13 protein-coding genes are annotated in these 17602 nt (G+C 75.9%); 4 read left to right on the top strand and 9 right to left on the bottom strand.

The annotated features are described in order from the left end of the window. Positions 1 to 24 precede the first annotated feature (24 nt). The gene (gene trkA, locus ACIRPP_RS25955; protein ID WP_403647311.1) at positions 25 to 1338 is read right to left on the bottom strand and encodes a Trk system potassium transporter TrkA; all 1314 of its coding nucleotides are present in this window, start codon (positions 1336 to 1338) and stop codon (positions 25 to 27) included. A gap of 183 nt (positions 1339 to 1521) precedes the next feature. On the opposite strand from trkA, the gene ACIRPP_RS25960 reads away from it, so the two are divergent. Continuing rightward, a complete protein-coding gene (locus ACIRPP_RS25960; RefSeq protein WP_403647314.1) occupies positions 1522 to 1959 on the top strand; it encodes a hypothetical protein in 438 nt (145 codons plus the stop codon). Positions 1960 to 2029: 70 nt separating this feature from the next. Here ACIRPP_RS25960 and ACIRPP_RS25965 read toward each other — a convergent pair whose 3' ends face one another. From ACIRPP_RS25965 to ACIRPP_RS25990, 6 genes are all read right to left on the bottom strand, one after another. Beyond that, positions 2030 to 2629 carry a GPP34 family phosphoprotein gene (locus ACIRPP_RS25965; protein WP_403647317.1) on the bottom strand — a complete coding sequence of 200 codons (600 nt, stop codon included), beginning with the start codon at positions 2627 to 2629 and terminating at the stop codon, positions 2030 to 2032. Positions 2630 to 2726: 97 nt separating this feature from the next. Continuing rightward, a complete protein-coding gene (locus ACIRPP_RS25970; protein WP_403647320.1) occupies positions 2727 to 3596 on the bottom strand; it encodes a 3-hydroxybutyryl-CoA dehydrogenase in 870 nt (289 codons plus the stop codon). Then, positions 3593 to 4585 carry a 3-oxoacyl-ACP synthase III family protein gene (locus tag ACIRPP_RS25975; RefSeq protein WP_403647323.1) on the bottom strand — a complete coding sequence of 331 codons (993 nt, stop codon included), beginning with the start codon at positions 4583 to 4585 and terminating at the stop codon, positions 3593 to 3595. Before ACIRPP_RS25975 ends, ACIRPP_RS25970 begins: the two co-directional genes overlap by 4 nt. Continuing rightward, the gene (gene ccrA / locus ACIRPP_RS25980; RefSeq protein WP_403647326.1) at positions 4582 to 5931 is read right to left on the bottom strand and encodes a crotonyl-CoA carboxylase/reductase; all 1350 of its coding nucleotides are present in this window, start codon (positions 5929 to 5931) and stop codon (positions 4582 to 4584) included. The genes ACIRPP_RS25975 and ccrA overlap by 4 nt, the downstream gene beginning before the upstream one ends. A 301-nt stretch (positions 5932 to 6232) precedes the next feature. Beyond that, positions 6233 to 6460: a ferredoxin gene (locus ACIRPP_RS25985; RefSeq protein ID WP_403647329.1), complete on the bottom strand. Its 228-nt coding sequence runs from the start codon at positions 6458 to 6460 to the stop codon at positions 6233 to 6235. After that, positions 6457 to 7683 (bottom strand): cytochrome P450, encoded by a 1227-nt coding sequence (locus tag ACIRPP_RS25990; protein WP_318653315.1) that lies wholly within the window; start codon positions 7681 to 7683, stop codon positions 6457 to 6459. Before ACIRPP_RS25990 ends, ACIRPP_RS25985 begins: the two co-directional genes overlap by 4 nt. Before the next feature lie 168 nt (positions 7684 to 7851). Between ACIRPP_RS25990 and ACIRPP_RS25995 the strand changes: the two genes are divergently transcribed. From ACIRPP_RS25995 to ACIRPP_RS26005, 3 genes are read left to right on the top strand one after another with little or no spacing between them, the layout of a single operon-like run. Next, entirely contained in the window at positions 7852 to 8277 is a 426-nt protein-coding gene (locus ACIRPP_RS25995; protein ID WP_403647590.1) for a group II truncated hemoglobin, read from the top strand. Continuing rightward, positions 8274 to 15269 (top strand): amino acid adenylation domain-containing protein, encoded by a 6996-nt coding sequence (locus ACIRPP_RS26000; RefSeq protein ID WP_403647333.1) that lies wholly within the window; start codon positions 8274 to 8276, stop codon positions 15267 to 15269. The genes ACIRPP_RS25995 and ACIRPP_RS26000 overlap by 4 nt, the downstream gene beginning before the upstream one ends. A gap of 19 nt (positions 15270 to 15288) precedes the next feature. Further along, positions 15289 to 16083 (top strand): thioesterase II family protein, encoded by a 795-nt coding sequence (locus tag ACIRPP_RS26005; RefSeq protein WP_403647336.1) that lies wholly within the window; start codon positions 15289 to 15291, stop codon positions 16081 to 16083. Here ACIRPP_RS26005 and ACIRPP_RS26010 read toward each other — a convergent pair. Both ACIRPP_RS26010 and ACIRPP_RS26015 read right to left on the bottom strand, forming a co-directional pair. Next, positions 16049 to 17275 (bottom strand): beta-ketoacyl synthase N-terminal-like domain-containing protein, encoded by a 1227-nt coding sequence (locus tag ACIRPP_RS26010; protein ID WP_403647339.1) that lies wholly within the window; start codon positions 17273 to 17275, stop codon positions 16049 to 16051. The genes ACIRPP_RS26005 and ACIRPP_RS26010 overlap by 35 nt on opposite strands. Continuing rightward, the gene (locus ACIRPP_RS26015; RefSeq protein WP_403647342.1) at positions 17272 to 17601 is read right to left on the bottom strand and encodes a phosphopantetheine-binding protein; all 330 of its coding nucleotides are present in this window, start codon (positions 17599 to 17601) and stop codon (positions 17272 to 17274) included. The genes ACIRPP_RS26010 and ACIRPP_RS26015 overlap by 4 nt, the downstream gene beginning before the upstream one ends. Between the last annotated feature and the right edge of the window lies 1 nt (position 17602).

A 17602-nucleotide genomic window follows, 5' to 3' on the forward strand; every position in this document is an offset into this window, starting at 1 on the left:
TCCGCGGCCGGGTCCGCGCCCGCCTCACAGGTCACGCTCGAGGGCGAGGACGTGTTCGGGCTCGGTCAGGACGATCACCCGGTCCCCGGGCAGCAACGCGTCCTTGCCGTCGGGGAAGATCACCTCGCCGTCGCGGACGAGGGCGCCGACGCCCGCCCCGGGGAGCGCGTCGACCGGGCGGTGCGCGAACCGGCTGTCGGGGCGGACGGTGATGTCGAGCACCTCGAAGCGGTCGTCCTCCAGCATGGCGAGCTGGCGGGTGCGCCTGTCGAAGGTGAAGCGGGCCATCTTCTCGGCGGTCTCGTCGCCCGGGTCGATGGTCACGTCGACCCCGGCGGCCTCGAACACCTCGGCGGCTGCCGGGTCGTCGAGCACGGTGAGGGTCATGCCGACGCCGTGGACCTTGGCGAGCACCGCGGCGTGCAGGTTGCGGGAGTCGTCGCCGCCGGCGAGGACGGCCGCTCCGGCCGCGCCGATGCGCTCACGGCGCAGGAACTCCGGGTCGAGGCCGCTGGCGTGGTAGACCCGCGCCCGGTCCAGGGCGGCGGCGGCCGCCTGCGCGCGGGCGGCGTCGTGCTCGATCAGCCGCACGCCGATGCCCTTGTCGAGCAGGACCCGGGCGATCGCCGTTCCCACCCGGCCGGCCCCGAAGAGCGCGACGTCGCCGACCGGGCCGGCCCCGGACACCATGCGGCTCCAGGCGCGCGCCCCTTTCAGCGAGGCCATGGCCACGACCAGGTCGCCGGGCCGCACGGACTCCGTCGCCGGGGGTCCGACGACCGCGCCGTCCCGCACGACGGCGACCACCCGGGAGGCCTCGGGAAGGTCCGCCTCGCCCAGGGGACGGCCGGCGAACGGGGGCGGGTCCGTGCCGGGGACATGGACGCCGATCACGGCGACCTTGCCGTCGGCGAAGAAGTCCACGTGCCGGGCGCCGGGCACCTCCAGGACCCGGGCGACGGCCTGCGCGGTCTCGTACGCCGTCGACACGAGCAGGTCGACGTCGAGATCGCCGGCGTGCCAGGCCGCCAGGTAGTCCGTGCCGGTGGCGCGGACGGCCGTGCGCGCCGACGACAGCCGGCGGGCGAGCATGGCGGTCACCAGGTTCACCTCGTCGCGCGAGGTGCAGGCGAGGACGAGTTCCGCGTCGGCGACCCCGGCCCGCAGCAGCGTCTCGCGCCGGGTGCCGCTGCCGTGGGTGACCCGCACGTCGTAGGCGTGAGAGAGGGCGTCCAGGCGCGCCCGGTCGACGTCGATCACCGTGCAGTCGTGTGTCTCGGCGAGCGACTTGACGACGGTGTGCCCGATCTGCCCCGCACCCACGACGATGACCCGCATAGCGGCATCGTGGCACGCAGGCGGGCCCGCTGCGGCGACCGGCTCGCTCGGTGTCGGGGGCGGTTGCCGCGCGGCGGCGCCGTGCCGGGCGTCGGCGGACGCGGCCGGCCGCGTCCGTTTGACACTCCGTGCACGGCTGCGAGTCTGGTAGGCGGGGGCGACGACCTCGTGAGGAGATCCGACATGGCACCGCGACCGGCATGGCGCTCCGCGGCACGGCAGCTTCCGCTCAGGCTCTCGGCCGGCCTGTTCTTCCTGAACTCCGGTCTGGCCAAACGCGGAGCGGACGACGCCACGGCCGAGGGACTGCATCAGTTCGCGTCCGGCACCTACCCGGTCCTGGAGAAGTACAGCCCCGCGCAGTTCACGCGGGCGTTGTCGGCGGGAGAGATCGCCATCGCGGGCGCCCTGCTCCTGCCGGTCGTCCCGGCGGCCGTGGCCGGCGGCGCGGTGACCGCGTTCGCGGCGGGCACGCTGGGGCTCTACCTGCGGACCCCGGGGATGCGGCAGGAGGGCAGCCTGCGCCCCACCGAGCAGGGGCTTCCGCTGGCCAAGGACGTGTGGATCCTGGGGATCGGCCTCTCCCTCCTCGCCGAAGGGCTCCGGAGGCGCCGCTGCTGAGGCGGCGCGCCGGGCCTCCCCCCCGGGGGGCGTAGGTCCGCCGGGGGCCCGCGGGGCCCGGGCGGGGCCGTCATTCCGGGACGCGCCAGATGTTGTCGTAGGCGGCCTGTTCGATGAGCCGGCGCTGCCGTTCGGCCTCCAGTTCCTGGACGGCCTCCTCGGCGGCGCCCAGCACGCGCTCCACCGCGTAGTCGATGACCTGCGGCCGGTCCCCGCCGTCGGGACCGTCGGCGAGGCCGACGATCTCCGCCAGCGTCAGCAGGACGGGTTCGCGGGCGTCCCGGCGGTCCGACGCCTCACGGCGGGCGGGCGAGTCGGTGAGGACCCGTTCCCCGTCGCGGAAGGGGCGCCCGCCCCGCCGTTCGAGCGTCCCGTCCGACTCCAGCGCGTCGAGGTAGGCCACGGCCAGGCCCTCGCCGCGTCGCCACAGCCAGTCGTCGACGCGTTCGTACGGGTCGTCCGTCGCGAAGGCGGCGGCGGCCTCCTCCAGGAGGGGGTCCGCCGGTCCCGGCAGATGGCCGGGCACGATGCGTCCGCCGTCGAGGCGGGCTGCGGGCACCCGCAGCAGGTCGATCAGCTCGGCCGCCGCAAGGCCCAGTGACAGCTCGCCCTGCGTGACCGGTCCGCCGTCCTGCAGGGCGACGATCAGCAGGTCCTTCGGTGTGCTCATGAGGACACCCGGGGTCGCGGACGTAGCGCGTGCGGGCGGGCGCTGTGGCCCGGCTTGCTCACGTGTGCTCCCAGCGTACCGGCGGCCGGGTCGCTCCTCAGCGCGCGTGGCTGTGGAAGCCGCGGCCGGACTTCTTGCCCAGCAGGCCCGCCTCGACCAGGCGGGACAGCAGCGGCGGCGGCGCGTACAGGGGCTCGGCGTACTCCTGGTGCATGGCCTCGGCGACGGCCTTGACGACGTCGAGGCCGATGAGGTCCGCCAGCCGCAGCGGGCCCACCGGGTGGCCGCAGCCGAGGGTCATGCCCCGGTCGACGTCGTCGGCGGTGACCCGGCCGGACTCGACCATGCGGATCGCGCCGAGCAGGTAGGGGATGAGCAGGCCGTTGACCATGAACCCGGCGCGGTCGGGCACGTCGACGACGGTCTTGCCGAGGGGGCCGGTGAGCAGGGCTGACGCCCGGGCGCGGGTGGCGTCGTCGGTGCGGAGCGCGCCGACCAGTTCGACGAGCGGCATGACGGGGACGGGGCTGAAGAAGTGGACGCCGACGACGCGTTCGGGGTGGCGGGTGGCACCCGCGAGGCGGCTGACCGGGAGGGAGGAGGTGTTGGTGGCGAGGACGGCGTCCGCGTCCTTGAGGATGCCGTCGATCCGGGTGAACAGGGCGGTCTTGAGGTCCTCGCGCTCGGGGACGGCCTCGATGACGAAGTCGCGGTCGGCGAGCGCGTCGAGGTCGGCGGTCACCTCGATGCGGCTGAGGGCGGTGTCGCGGTCGGCGTCGGTGAGCCTGCCCTTGCGGACGCCCTGGTCGAGGGAGCCGCGGATACGTTCGTGGGCGGCCGGTACGGCGCCGGGGCGGGCGACGACGACGCGGACGTCGAGGCCGGCCCGGGCGGTCACGTCGGCGATGCCTGCGCCCATGACGCCGCAGCCGACGACGCCGATCCGGGAGGGGGTTTCCATGGTCATGTCTGCTCCTGCCAGCGGATCAGGGTCGCTCCGATCGACATGCCGCCGCCGAATCCGGCCAGGAGCACCAGGTCGCCGTCGCCGAGCGCGCCGGAGCGGCGGGCGGCGTCGAGGGCGACCGGCACGGAGGCGCTGCCGATGTTGCCGTACTTCTCCAGGGTGCGGTGGGTGTGGACGTGGGACAGCCCGGCCCGTTCCACCAGGCGCCGCAGCAGCACGCCGTTGGGCTGGTGCGGCACGAGGTGGTCCACTCGTTCGGCGGGGATGCCACTGCGCCGCAGCAGGCGGTGCAGGGCCGGGGGGACGTGGTCCATGACGAAATCGCGCACGCCGCGTCCGTCCATGCGGAAGAAGTGGCCGCCCTCCTCCAGGAGTTGCGGGGTGAGGGGTTGGCGGCTGCCGCCGGCCTCCACGCGGATGAGACCGTGCGCGTCGCCGCTGCTGGACAGTTCGGTGCCGAGGAAACCGTGACCGTCGCGGACGGGGCCGACGACGGCGGCGCCCGCGCCGTCGCCGAGGAGGACGGCGGTGCGGTGGTCCCCGTGGTCGAGGATGCGGGAGTAGACGTCGGCGCCGACGACCAGCGCGTACCCGTCCGGGTGGGCGGCGAGCAGGCGGTGGGCCAGTTCGAGGCCGTAGACGAAGCCGCTGCACACCACGTTGATGTCGAGGCAGGCGGCGGCGTGCGCGCCGAGTGCGTGCTGCACGAGGTGGGCGGTGGGAGGCTGGGGCGAGTCGCCGGTGGAGGTCGACACGATCAGGTGGGTGAGGGCGCCGGCGGGGATCCCGGCGGCCTCCAGGGCTTGGGCGGCGGCACGGGCGGCGAGGTCGGAGGTTGCTTCGCCGGGGGCCGCGTACCGCCGGGTGACGATCTCGGTGCGTTCCTCGATCCACCCGGCGTCGATGCCGCACCATTCGGCGAGCTCCTTGTTGGTGACCTCCCGTTCGGGGAGGTGGGAGCCGGTGCCGACGATGCCGAGCGCGGTCATCGGCCCGCTCCCGCCGGCGCGGGGGCGGGGCGGCGCCAGGCGGTGAGGCGTTCCTCGCCGATGCGGGCGCGGAGGGCCGGGTCGGTGACGCCGAGTCCGTCCTCGGGTGCCAGGCAGCGGACGCCGACCTTGCCGAGGTGACGGTTCTCCTGCACGAGCCGGGCGGCGTCCGCCACCTGTTCCAGCGGGTAGACGGTGCTGAGGACGGGCACCAGCCGGCCCTGCTCGAACAGGCGCAGGCACTCGGTCTGTTCCTGGAGGTTGGCGATGTGGCTGCCGACGACCCGTTTGAGGTTCATCCACAGGTAGCGGTTGTCGTACCGGTGCTCGTACCCGGTGCTGGATCCGCAGGTCACGACGGTGCCGCCGCGCCGGACGACGTGCACGGAGAGGCCGAAGGTGGAGCGGCCGACGTAGTCGAAGGCGATGTGCGGGTCCTCGCCGGCCTCGGCGCGGATGGCACGCCCGAGGCGGCGGCCGAGTTCCGCCGGGTCGGTGTCGCCGTCGGTGTCCAGGCCGATCTCCCGGCGGTCGATGACCACGTCGCAGCCCTGCCGGCGCAGGAAGTCGGCCTTGTCCCGGGAGCCGACGACACCGACGGCGATGCCGCCGCCGTTGCGGACCATCTGCACCGCGTAGGCGCCGAGTCCGCCGGTGGCGCCCCAGACGAGGACCACGTCGCCCTGTTTCATCCGGGCGCCGTGCTCGCCGACGAGCATGCGGTAGGCGGTGCCCGCGCACAGGGTGACGGAGGCGGCCTCCTCCCAGGTGAGGTGGGGCGGTTTGGCGACCAGCTGGGTGGCGCGGACGACGGTGTAGTGGGCCAGGCCGCCGAAGTTGGTCTCGTAGCCCCAGGCGCGCACGTGCCGGCCCATCATGCCGTCGTCGTGGGAGCCGGGGTCCTGGTCGTCGACGTAGGCGGGGCTGACCACCACGTGGTCGCCGGTGCGCCAGTGGCGCACGCCCGTGCCGACCCGGACGACGACTCCCGCGGCGTCGGAGCCCACGACCTGGTGGGGCAGGTCGTGGCGGGTGGTCCAGCCGCCCTGGCGGGCGAAGCGGCGCAGGGCGGTGAAGGTGGAGATGGGTTCGAACATCGCGGACCACACGGTGTTGAAGTTGATGGAGCTGGCCATCACCGCGACCACGACCTCGTCGGGGGCGGGTTCCGGCATGGCCACGTGCCCCACGTGGAGGGTCCGCCGTACGTCCTTGTCGCTGTCCCCGGCCATGACTGCGGCATCGTCGGCCCGCAGGTGCCCGGCCAGGAACTCCTCGGGCAGGGGAATCCGTTCCAGTTCCTCGGGGGGCGCGCCGTTGAGCACGGCCTTGCTGAGCAGGTCCATGTGGGTTCCTCGCGATCGGCGTCGGGATCCTGCCGGCGGTCGGCGCCGGGCGGTGGTGCGGGCGGCGCCGGGGCCGTGGCGGCAGGCTGGCCGGGGTCGTCGGGCCGCGACGGGGCGGGGCCGGGCCGGGGTCCGGCGTCCGCGGGCGGTCCCGCGGCGGGGCCGGGCGGCGGGCCCGCGTCCTGGGGCGGTCCCGGGGCGGTGTCGGGCGGCGGGTCCGCGTCCTGGGGCCGTCCCGCGGCGGTATCGGGCGGCGGGTCCGCGTCCTGGGGCGGTCCCGCGGCGGTGCCGGGCGGCCGGGTCACTGGGGCGGGGCTTCCAGTCGGATGGCGGAGACCGGGCAGTAGTCGGCGGCCTCCTCCGCGGCGTCGAGCAGGTCGGCGGGCGGGTGGGCGGTCCGCAGGACCACCTTGCCGTCGTCGCCCTGGTCGAAGAGGTCCGGCGCGACCAGGGAGCACGCCCCGCTGCGGCAGCAGGCGTCGGTGTCGACCCGGAGCAGGGCCCGCCCGGGGCCGGCCGGGGCGCTCACGCGGGCGTCCTCTCGGTCCGCTCACCCCAGGTGACGGGCAGGTCGACGGTGCCGAAGACGAGGGTCTCGGTGCGGAACGGGATGTCCGACTCGGGTACGGCCAGGCGCAGATCGGGCAGCCGGGTCAGCAGCCGCTCGAAGGCGATCTGGAGCTCGATGCGGGCCAGGGTGTGCCCGACGCACAGGTGGGGGCCGTGGCCGAAGCTGAGGTGCGGGCGGCCCCGGCGGCGGACGTCGAGGGTGTGCGGGTCGTCGTAGACGCTCTCGTCGCGGTTGCCGAGCAGCGGGGAGACGACGATGCCCTCGCCCGCGGCGACGGTCTGGTCCCCGACCCGGACGTCCTCGGTGGCGATGCGGGTGATGCCGAACTGGAAGATGCTGAGGTAGCGCAGGAGTTCCTCGACGGCGCCGCGCAGCAGCTTCGGATCGTCCCGGACGAGGGCGAACTGCTCGGGGTGCATGAGCAGTGCGGCCGTCCCGGTGGTGATCATGTTGGCCGTGGTCTCGTGGCCGGCGGCGAGCAACAGGTAGGACGTCAGCAGGAGTTCCGGCCGGTCGACCTTGCCGGGCACCAGGTAGTCGGCGACGAGCCGGCTGATCATGTCGTCGCCGGGTTCCTTCTGCTTGCGGGTGACGAGCTCGTCGAGGTAGGCGCTCAGCGCGGCCTTGCTCTTGGCGATCCGCTCGGGGGCGCCGGCCCGGTGCGGGTCGAACAGGGCCTCCAGGTGGGTGGTGAAGAACTCGGCGTCCTCGTAGGGCACGCCCAGGAGACGGCAGATGGAGCTGGACGACACCGGAATGCCGTAGGAGTCGTGCAGGTTGGCGGGCGGCCCCTGGCGGATCATGTCGTCCAGGAGCTGGTCGCAGGCCTGCTCGATCTCCGGGCGCATCGCGGCGACCCGCTTCACCGAGAACTCCCCGGCGAGCATGGTGCGGTAGAAGGCGTGCTCCTCGCCGTCCATCCGCATGAAGGAGCCCTTGAGCACCGGCCGCATCTTCTGCCGGTACAGCGTGGGGAAGCCCTCCCTGCCCATGTCCGAGCTCATCCGCGGGTCGTCCAGCAGGGTGCGCGCGGCGTCGTAGGAGGTGACCAGCCAGGCGGGCCCGGTGGGGAGTTGCACTTTCACCAGCGGTGCCTGCCGCTGCAGGTCGAGCAGACCGGCGGGCGGGTCGTAGGGACAGGTGCGGTCGGTCATCGGGTATGCGGGCAGCTGCTCGGCCACTGCGACCTCTTCTCCTGCTGGGCGGCACAATCCTCAACCTCGCTGGTACGGGCCGAGGTTGGCACAGCGCGGCGCGGCGGGACGCTCAATCGTGAGCGGGCGCCGCTGATCGGCGCGCCTAGGGTCGGGGCGGTTTCCCAGCGCACCAGCCTGGAGGTCGCGGTGACGATGTACGACCACGTCGGAGGCGAGGGCCCGCTGCGGCGGCTGGCCGAGGTGTTCCACCGCAAGGCGGTGGCCGACCCGATGATCGGGCGCCTGTTCGACTACGCCGGTGAGACGCACGTGCGCAATCTGACGGCGTACCTCGTGGAGGTCTTCGGACACGGCAGTGCCTTCACCGACGGGATCGGCGGGTTCGAGCACGTCAAGAAGATGCACGCCGGTCTGCGGATCCGCGACGAGCAGCGGGACCGGTTCGTGCAGCTGATGCTGGAGGCCGCGGACGAGGTGGGGCTGCCCGGGGACGAGCGGTTCCGCGCCCGGTTCGAGGAGCAGTTGCGCCGGGCGGCGGCGATCACCACGCGGGCGTCCCGGATGAGCCAGGAGGACCTGGACACGCGGCACGGGCAGCTGGGGCGGTGGACGTGGTGACCGGGACGCCCGCCACGGCCGGGGACCGGGTGGCCGCGGTCGTCGACGCGGTCCGGGAGACGTGCGGCGGACGGGAACCGGCGGCCGGCGAGCCGGTGCTGCCGCCGGGCGCCGACTCGATGACGGTGCTGGCACTGGCGCTGGCGCTGGAGGACCGGCTGGGTGTCGCCGTGCCGCCGAGCCTGCTGCGGGAGGGCCACGACCCGGCCGCGCTGGCCGGGCGGCTCGCGCGGGAGGTCGAGGACGGCACCGCCGGTCCCGGCCGCCGGCTGGTCCCCGCGGCCGGGCCGGCCGGGGACGGGCCCTTCTCCCCCACGGCCCTGCAACAGGCCTATCTCGCGGGCAAGGAGGAGGAGCTGACGCCGGACGCCGTCGGCTGCCACCACTACCGCGAGTACACGGTGCGGGACCTGGACGCCGGCCGGCTGCGGGCGGCCTGGGCGGCGGTCCGGGAACGGCACCCGGTGCTGCGCTGCGTCCTCACCCCGGACGGCCGGCTGCGGACCGGGCCCGGCGGGGACGCGGCCGTGCCGGTGCATCCGACCGGCCACGACCCGGCCGAGGTCCGGGCACGGCTGTCCCGGCGCCGGTACACGGCGGGCGACGGGCCGCTGCACGAACTGGAGGTGACGCGCCTCCCGGACGGGGACGCGGTGCTCCACCTGGCCGTGGACGGCCTGCTGTGCGACGGCCGCGCCCTGCTGGTGGTGGTGCGGGACCTGTGGCGCGCCTACGAGGACTCCCCCGGCGCCCTGGTCCGGCCGCCCGGCGAAGTGTCCTTCCCCGCGTTCGCCGCGGCCGTGGCCGGGGAGGCGTCCGGGGAGCGGTACGCCGCCGACCTGCGGCACTGGCAGCGGCGGCTGGCCGGACTGCCGCCCGGCCCCGGCATCGTGGCCGCGCCCGCCCGGCGGGACGGGGACGTGGGGGGCGGCCCGGACCGGCTGCCGCTGTCCGGGACGCTCGGTGCGGCCGGCTGGGCCGCGCTGCGGGAGGCCGCGGCGCGGCGGGGTGTGACGCCGACCGCGCTGCTGCTGGGCGAGTTCGCGGCCGTCCTCACGGACGCCGGGGCCCGGCTCCCGTTCAGTCTGGTGCTGACCACCAGCGACCGGGCGCGGACGCGGGGCGCCGAGGACACCGTCGGCGTGTTCACCTCGACGCTGGTGTTCCCGGTGGCCGACACGGATCCCGTCGCGGTGCAGCGGCTGCTGGCGGAGGACCTCGACCACGCGACGGTGCCCGGTGTCGTCGCGCTGCGCCGCCGCCGTGATCCCGTGCCGGACCTGCCGGTGGTGTTCACCGGCATGCTCGACGACGAGCGCCCGCCGGGCGGGTTCCCCGAGCGCTACGCGGTCGGCCGCACCTCCGGGGTGGCGCTGGACCACCAGGTGTGGGAGGCGGACGGCGCGCTGCACTACCGCTGGGACGTCGTCGAGCGGGCCTTCCCCGGGCCCGGTGCCCGGGATCTGTTCGAGGCGTACGGGGCGCGGCTGCGCGCTCTGGCGGGGGCGGCGGACCCGGACAGGCCGGGGGGCCGAGGAGCGGAGGCGGAGGACACGGTGGAGCAGGAGGGCGAGCGCCCGCTCGACGACCTTCAGGAGGCGTACCTGGTGGCCCGGGCGCTGGGCGACGAGGACGCGGGCGGCTGCCGGATGGTGCTCGGCTACGAGGTCGCCGGTCTGGACGCCGGACGGCTGCGGGAGGCGGTGGCCCGGCTGCTGGAGCGGCACCCCGTGCTGCGGGCCCGGGTCGACGCCGGGCACGGGCTGCGCATGCCCTCCCGGAGCGCACCGGTGGCCGCGCCGGAGATACCGGAGGTGCCGCTCAACCCGGAGCTGCGCGCGGAACTGCTGCGGCAGCCCTTCCCGTTGGGCGACGGGCACCTGGACGTACGGGTGGGGCGCGGCGAGGACGGGCGGGACACGGTCCTGCTGACGGTGGACCTGGCCCTGATCGACGCGCGCAGCATCCACCTGGTGGGGCGGGAGTTGATGCGCCTGTACGCGGACGGCCCCGACGCGGCCGCCGCACCCCCCGTCCGGCCCGCCGGGACGGCCCCGTCCCTGGAGCCGGAGGAGGCCGCGGAGCACTGGCGGCGCCGGGTGAACGGGCTGCCCGCGGGGCCGCGGCTGCCGGCGGCGCCCGACGACGGCACCCGCCGCCGGCTGCGCGGCACCCTGCCGGACTGGGACGCGGTGGTGGCCGCCGCGGCGGACCACGGCTGCACACCGGACGGACTGCTGCTCGCGGCCTACGCGCGCGCCCTGTCCCCCGGTCTGGGCGACGTGTTCGCGGTGCCGGTGGTGCGCTGGCCGGACGGCACGGATGCCGCCCGCCCGGCCGAACTGACCGCCCTGAGCTGGGTGTCGGTGACGGCCGAGGCGTGCCCGCTGCTGGACCTGGCGCGCCGCTACGACGCGGTGCTGGCCGAGGACCGGGCCGCCGACGCACGGCGGGGACTGACCGAACTGCGCCGCTCCCGCCGCACCGGCCCGGCCCTGCCCGTCGTCTACACCAGCCTCTTCGACCTGGACGCGCACCCGCTGCCCGACGGTGTCACGGCAGCGGACTGGGTGACCAGCACGCCCGGGGTGGCGCTGGACTGCGTGGCGGTGCAGGAGGGCGGTGTCCTGGAGTACGCGTGGGACGCGCTGCCGGACGGGCTGCCCCCCGACTGGCTGGACGACGCCTTCGCCCGGTTCGCCGCCGACCTGGCGGGCCTGGCCGCCCTCGCTCACACCCCGGCCGACGATCCCGGCCTGCCTCCGGCGCGGTGGAACGACACCGCCCGGCCCTTCCCCGCCGACCTGCCCGTGCAGATCCTGGTCGAGGACCAGGCCAGGATCCGGCCGGCCGACGTGGCGCTGCGCTGGTCCGGCGGCGCCCTGTCCTTCGCCGAACTGGAGCTGCGCGCCAACCGGCTGGCGTGGACGCTGCGCGACGCGGGCGTGGGACGCGGCGACGTGGTCGGGGTGTCGGTGCGGCGCGGTCCGGACATGGTCGTCGCGGTCCTCGGCATCCTCAAGGCCGGGGGCGCCTATCTGCCGGCGCTGCCGTCCCTGCCCCGCGACCGCGCGGCGGTCATGCTCGACGACGCGGCGGCCGGCTGCCTGGTCGCCGACGCCTCCTGCGGCTGGGCGGGGACGATGTCCGGCGTGCGGCGGGTCGACCTCGACGCCGTGCTGTCCCGTCCGCACCCCCGGGAGGCCACGGCGCCCGAACCGGTGAACGACGTCGACGACCTGGCGTACGTGATCTTCACCTCGGGCAGCACGGGACGGCCCAAGGGGGTGGGGGTCACCCACCGGCCGATGCTGAACCTGTTCGAGTGGGCCCGGCGCACCTTCGGCTTCGGCCCCGGGGACCTCGGCCTGTGTGTCACCTCGCTCGGCTTCGACCTGTCCGTCTTCGACATCTTCGGCCTGCTCGGCCTGGGCGCCGGACTGTACATCGCCGACGAGGAGGAGCAGCGGGATCCGCGACTGCTGCTGCGGGTGCTGCGGACCGAGCCGGTCACCTTCTGGAACTCGGCGCCCACCACCCTGGCGCATCTGGCCCCGGAGTTCGGCGGCCCGGCCGACCTGCCGGGCGGGGACACGCTGCGCCTGGTGTTCCTCAGCGGCGACTACACCCCGCTGTGGCTGCCCGGCCGGATGCGGGAGGCGTTCCCGGACGCCACCGTGGTCAGTCTCGGCGGGGCGACCGAGGCGACGGTGTGGTCCAACTACTTCGTCGTGGACCGGGTGGACCCGGCGTGGCGCAGCATCCCCTACGGCCGCCCCATCGACAACAGCCGCTACTACGTCCTGGACGAGCGGCGCCGCCCGGTGCCGGTCGGCACGGAGGGCGACCTGTACATCGCCGGGGACTGTCTGGCCGCCGGGTACTACCGGCAGCCGGAGCTGACCGCGGAGCGGTTCGTCACCGGGGACTTCCCCGGGCTGCCCGGGCCGCCCGAGACCCGTCTGTACGCCACCGGCGACCGCGCCCGCCACGGCCCCGACGGGCTGCTGCACTTCCTCGGCCGCCGGGACGGGCAGGTCAAGCTGCGTGGCTTCCGGGTGGAACTCCCGGAGATCGAGCACCGGTTGCGCGGGCATCCCGGGGTCGCGGACGCGGTGGTGCTGCTGCGGAAGGGGTCGGGCGGGGAGGACCGGCTGGTGGCCTATGTGCTGCCGGACGGCGAGCCGCCCGCCGCCGAGGACGTGCGGGCCCATGTGGCGGCGGCGCTGCCCGACTACATGGTGCCGGGCGTGGTGGGCTTCGTGACGGAGTGGCCGGCCACGGCCAACGGCAAGCTGGACCGCGACGCCCTGCCGTGGCCGGTGCACGGGCCGGGCGCCGCGCCGGCCTCCACGCCGGCCGCCGCGCCGGTGGCCACGGCGGCCCCCGCGCCGGTGGCCGTGCCAGCGGCTGCGTCGGTGGCTGCGCCGGCCCTCACGCCGGTGGCGGCGCCGGCGGCTGCTTCGGCCCCCTCGCCGGCCGCCGAGCCGGTGGCCGCGGGCCCGGGGGCGGCGCCGCCGGTCCCAGCGGTCGGCGCCGAGGTGCGGGACGGGTCCGCGTCCGGTCCGGCGGACGGCGCGGCGGCCGAGGACGTGGTGGCCGAGGACGTGGTGGCGGAAGATGTGGTGGCGGAGATCGGCGTGCTCTTCGGGGAGTTGCTCGATCTGCCGCCGGTCGATCCCGGTGCCGATCTGTGGGACCTGGGCGCCACGTCGTTCACCATGGTGCGGGCCGGGCGCGTCCTGCGGGAGCGGTACGGGCGGGACGTGCCGGTGTCGGTCCTGCTGGCCGAGCCGACGGTACGGGCCATCGCCGCACGGATGTCCGGCGGCGCGACGCCGCCCTCGGGGACCGCGGAGACGGTGGAGGCGGCGGAGACCGCGAGCACCATCGGCTCGGCGGGGCAGCCCCGGAGGCACGAGGCGGCGCCGGTGGCCTCCCCCGAGGACGTGGCCGCGCCGCGCCCCCGGGAACCGGTCACCGAGGATCCGCCACGGGTCGACTTCTTCGCCGCCGACGACCGGCGCCGGTTCAAGGAGGGCGAACACGGTCAGCGGCCCCCGTCCGGCCCGGCCCGGCCGCTGGGCGGCGGCCGGCCGACCGAGGGGCAGCGGCGCTGGCGGGCCAGCCGGCGCCCCACGGCCGCGCGCCGGCTGGACATGGAACGCCTGGGCGACCTGCTGCGCGTCCTGGCCCGGACGGGCGACCGCGCGGACGACGGGGCGCTCTACCCCTCCGCGGGCGACACCTACGCCGTCCAGGTCTACGTCCTGGTCCGGGACGGCGCAGTCGACGGCCTGGGGGGCGGCGCGTACTACTACCGGCCGCGCACCCACACCCTGGAACCGCTCGGCACGGACGCCGACGTGCCGGTCGCCGCGCACGTCTTCTACAACCGGCCGTTCGCCGCCCGCGCGGCGGCCGAGATCCACCTGGTCGGCGAGACCCGGGGCATCGAGCCGCTGTACGGCGACCAGGCTCCGCGCTATCTCGCCCTGGAGGCCGGGCACATGGCCCAGCTGCTGATGCAGCAGCAGGTGCCGTCCGGGGTGGCCGTGTGCCCGGTGGGCGACCTGCGGCAGAGCGACCTCGCGGCGGCGCTGGGGCTGGGCCCGACCCACACGTTCCTGCTGGGCATGCTGTGCGCCCCGCTGGAGGCGGCCGACGACGGCGACCCCGGCGAGCCGCTGTGGACGGCTGCGCCCGCGCCCGCCGTACCGCGCACCGCCGAGGTGGCCGTGGTCGGGATGGCGGGCCGGTTCCCCGGCGCCGCCGGCCCGGACGCGCTGTGGCGGCTGCTGTCCGAGGGCCGGTCCGCGCTGCGGCCGCTGCCGCCCGCCCGGGCGGCGGCCCTCGGCTGGAGCGGTCCGCCGGTCGTCGGCGGGTTCCTCGACCCGGCCGGGCCGGTCGACCTGCGCCCGCTGCGCATCTCCCCCGCCGAGGCCGACGCCCTGGACCCGCAGCTGCGGCTGCTGCTGCCGACCGTGTGGCAGTGCCTGGAACGGGCCGGGCACACGCCCCGGTCCCTCACCGAGGACGGCGGCCGGGTCGGCGTGTTCGTGGCGTCCATGTGGGACGACCACCTCATGACCGCCGGGGACGGCTGGGAACGGGGCGACGCCGTCGAGGTCGTCGCCACCCGGGCGACCCTCCCGAACCGGCTGTCGCACGCGTTCGGCTGGCAGGGGCCGAGCCTCGCCGTGGACACCGCCTGCTCGTCGTCGCTGACCGCGCTGCACCTGGCGATGAACGCGCTGCGGGCCGGCGAGTGCGACAGCGCGGTCGTCGCCGGGGTCAACCTGATCACGCACCGCCGTCACCTGGGACTGCTGGCCGGGCTCGGGCTGCTCGCCGAGCCCGCCGGCGGACGGCCCGGCGGCGCCTACGACGAGGCCGCGCCCGGCTGGTACGTGGGCGAGGCGGTGGGCGCCCTGCTGCTGCGGCGCGCCGACACGGCGGTCCGCGACGGCGACCCGGTCCACGGGATCCTGGAGACGTCGTGGAGCGCCCACGCCGGTGGCACCGGCCGTTTCGGCGCACCGGGTCCGGAGCCGCTGACCGCCTCCCTGCGGCGGATGCTGGACGGGGCGGGCCTGGACCCGGCGACGGTGTCCTACGTGGAGGGCGCGGCGGCCGGCGCGGGACTGGCGGACGCCGCCGAGTTCGCGGCCTTCGCGGAACTCCTCGCCGATCACGGCCGGCCGGTGCCGCTGGGGACGCTGAAGCCGAACGTCGGTCACAGCGAGGCGGCTTCGGGCATCGGGCAGGTGATGAAGGTGCTGCTGCAGCTGCGGCACGGCCGGATCGCGCCGACGATGCTGTCCGACCTGCCGAGCCCGCTGGTGGACTGGGACGACAAGAACCTGTTCGTGCCGGGGCGGCCGACGGCGTGGGAAGCGGTCCACGGGCCGCGGCGGGCCGTCGTCAACGCCGTGGGCTCGGGCGGCACGTACGGTCATGTGGTGGTGCGCGATCCGGAGGGAACACGATGAGCGACGGGGGCCGGACACGATGACGGACAACTGGACGGCCGGCCCGCGCGCCGCGGACGCGGATGCCGTGGCCGCGCACTGGACGGCCGGGGCCCGCGACCCGGACGCGGAGGTCCGGATGATCTGCTTCGCCCACGCGGGCGGCGGCAGCGCCCTGTTCCTGCCCTGGCGCCGTCGGCTGGCGCCGCGGATCGACGTGGTCCCGGTGGTGCTGCCCGGGCGGGAGCGGCGCATCCAGGAGCGGCCCCACACCCGCATGGCCGACCTGGTCGCCGAACTCGTGCCCGCCTTGCAGCCGTTGCTGGACCGCCCGTACGTGCTGTTCGGGCACAGCATGGGCGCGATGGTCGCCTACGAGGTGGCGCAGCGGCTGCGCCCGGCGCCGGGCATGGTGTTCGTGTCCGGCCGCCGGGTGCCGGGGGTGACGGGTGAACGCCATCTGCTCGGCGACCGGGACCTGTTGGGGGTGGTGAACGGCCTCGGCGGCACGCCGTCGGCGCTGCTCGACTCGCCCGATCTGGCGAGCCTGTTCCTGCCCGCGCTGCGGGCCGACTTCCAGCTGGTGGAGACGTACCGGCCGGCGCACACGCCGCCGCTGGACTGCCCGTTGACCGCGCTCACCGGGGACGCCGACCCCGAGGTCACCCCGGCGCAGATGGCGCGCTGGGGCGACCTCACCGCGGGCGGTTTCGGCCTGCACGTCTTCCCCGGCGACCACTTCTACCTCAAGGGGCTCCCCGAGGCCTTGCGCCGCACCCTGCTGGACGGGGTGGGCCGGGTCAGCCGGCCGCCCGCCACACCACGGCGGAGTTGAACCCGCCGAAACCGAAGGCGTTCGACACCGCCCAACGCGGGCAGGCCGGCACGGCGGTGTCCCCGGCCAGTCGGGGGGCACCGTCGATCGGTTCGCGCAGCCACGGGTTGGGGTGCACGAAGCCGTCGCGCAGCTGGACGACGACGGCGACGGCGGACAGCAGGCCGGCGGCCGTGAGCGCGTGCCCGGCGAGTCCCTTGACGGCGTTGACCCACGGTCGCGCCCGGCCGAAGACCTGGGCGAGCGCGTCGGCCTCGACCCGGTCGCCCAGGGGGGATCCGGTGCCGTGCGCGGCGACCAGGTCCACGTCGGCGGGCCCGATGCCCGCGTCCCCGAGGGCGCGGGCCATGACGTCGGCCTCGCCGGCCACCGTCGGATCGGGCTGGCTGTTGGCGTCGAGCCCGGCCGCGCAGCCCGCGAACCCGGCGAGGACCGGGGCGTCACGGCGGCCCGCGGAGTCGGCCGATTCCAGGATCACGGCGGCCGCGGCGGGCCCGTGGACGAAGCCGCGGTGGGAGCGGTCGAAGGGCCCGCCGGGGCCGGATCCGACGGTGGGCACCATCGCGCCCAGGTTCAGGAAGCTGCGCAGCTCGGCCGGCGCGGGCTCGGCGAGGGCGCCCACGACCAGGCACACGTCGAGGATCCCCCAGCGGACGAGGCGGGCGCCGTGGGCGAGGGCGAGGTTGCCTGCGGCCGACGCGCCGCCCACGGTCAGGCCCTCGCCCCGGATGCCGAGGGCCTCGCTGAGGGTGGCCACATGGTCGGTGTCCTGGTACTGGAGGGCCAACCGGGGCGGGACCAGTACGGGGTCGCGGGCCATGCGGGCCGCGGCGGCGGCGCTCTGGGCACCGTTGAGGTTGTTGCCGGCGACGACCACGCCGGTCCGCCGCGGGTCCGGCCCGCAGCGGTGCAGTCCGGCGTCCCGCCATGCCTGGCCCGCGACGGCCAGCGAGGCGCGGACGGTGTGGGACGTGCGACGCGTCGCGCCGGACGGCAGGCCCGCCGCGGCGAGCGCCGCGTCGAGCGCGCCGTCCGGCCAGGCGGCCCGGTAGGGCACCGGTTCCCCGGCGCCGGCCGGGGCGATCGCGCCCCGGCCCGCGCGGAGCGCCTCGGCCGTCCGCGGCACGTCGGGGCCGAGCGGCGACAGCGCGCCCAGCCCGGTGACGACGACCCGGGCGCCGGGCGGGGTCACCGGTGCCGCTCGAACAGGCCGACCAGGTCACCGACCGGCATGGCCTGGCGGAACTCGGTGATGGGGACGAACACGTCCAGGTCGTCCATCACGTTGGTCACGACCTCGCTGCGGTCGACGCTGTTGAGCCCCAGTTCGGCGAGGGTGCGCTCGGGCACGATGTCGGCGGGCCGCAGGCCGGGCAGGATCGCGACGGCGTGGCGGCGGATCGCGGCCAGCACCGCCCCCTCGGCGGGTCCGGTTCCCGTGGCGGGTCCGGTTCCGGTGGCGGGTCCGGTTCCCGTGGCGGTGGAGTGCGCGGTGCCGGTGTCGTCGGTCCGGTCCATG

It is taken from the genome of Streptomyces sp. NPDC101219 (assembly GCF_044767675.1).
In the GTDB taxonomy this organism is placed as follows: Bacteria; Actinomycetota; Actinomycetes; order Streptomycetales; family Streptomycetaceae; genus Streptomyces.

Excerpts from the sequence above, each read along its gene's own strand:
- ACIRPP_RS26015 (WP_403647342.1), bottom strand. The coding sequence starts at position 17,601 with ATGGACCGGACCGACGACACCGGCACCGCGCACTCCACCGCCACGGGA.
- ccrA (WP_403647326.1), bottom strand. The coding sequence starts at position 5,931 with ATGGACCTGCTCAGCAAGGCCGTGCTCAACGGCGCGCCCCCCGAGGAA.
- ACIRPP_RS25970 (WP_403647320.1), bottom strand. The coding sequence starts at position 3,596 with ATGACCATGGAAACCCCCTCCCGGATCGGCGTCGTCGGCTGCGGCGTC.
- ACIRPP_RS25965 (WP_403647317.1), bottom strand. The coding sequence starts at position 2,629 with ATGAGCACACCGAAGGACCTGCTGATCGTCGCCCTGCAGGACGGCGGA.
- ACIRPP_RS25975 (WP_403647323.1), bottom strand. The coding sequence starts at position 4,585 with ATGACCGCGCTCGGCATCGTCGGCACCGGCTCCCACCTCCCCGAACGG.
- ACIRPP_RS26005 (WP_403647336.1), top strand. The coding sequence starts at position 15,289 with ATGACGGACAACTGGACGGCCGGCCCGCGCGCCGCGGACGCGGATGCC.
- ACIRPP_RS25960 (WP_403647314.1), top strand. The coding sequence starts at position 1,522 with ATGGCACCGCGACCGGCATGGCGCTCCGCGGCACGGCAGCTTCCGCTC.
- trkA (WP_403647311.1), bottom strand. The coding sequence starts at position 1,338 with ATGCGGGTCATCGTCGTGGGTGCGGGGCAGATCGGGCACACCGTCGTC.
- ACIRPP_RS25995 (WP_403647590.1), top strand. The coding sequence starts at position 7,852 with ATGTACGACCACGTCGGAGGCGAGGGCCCGCTGCGGCGGCTGGCCGAG.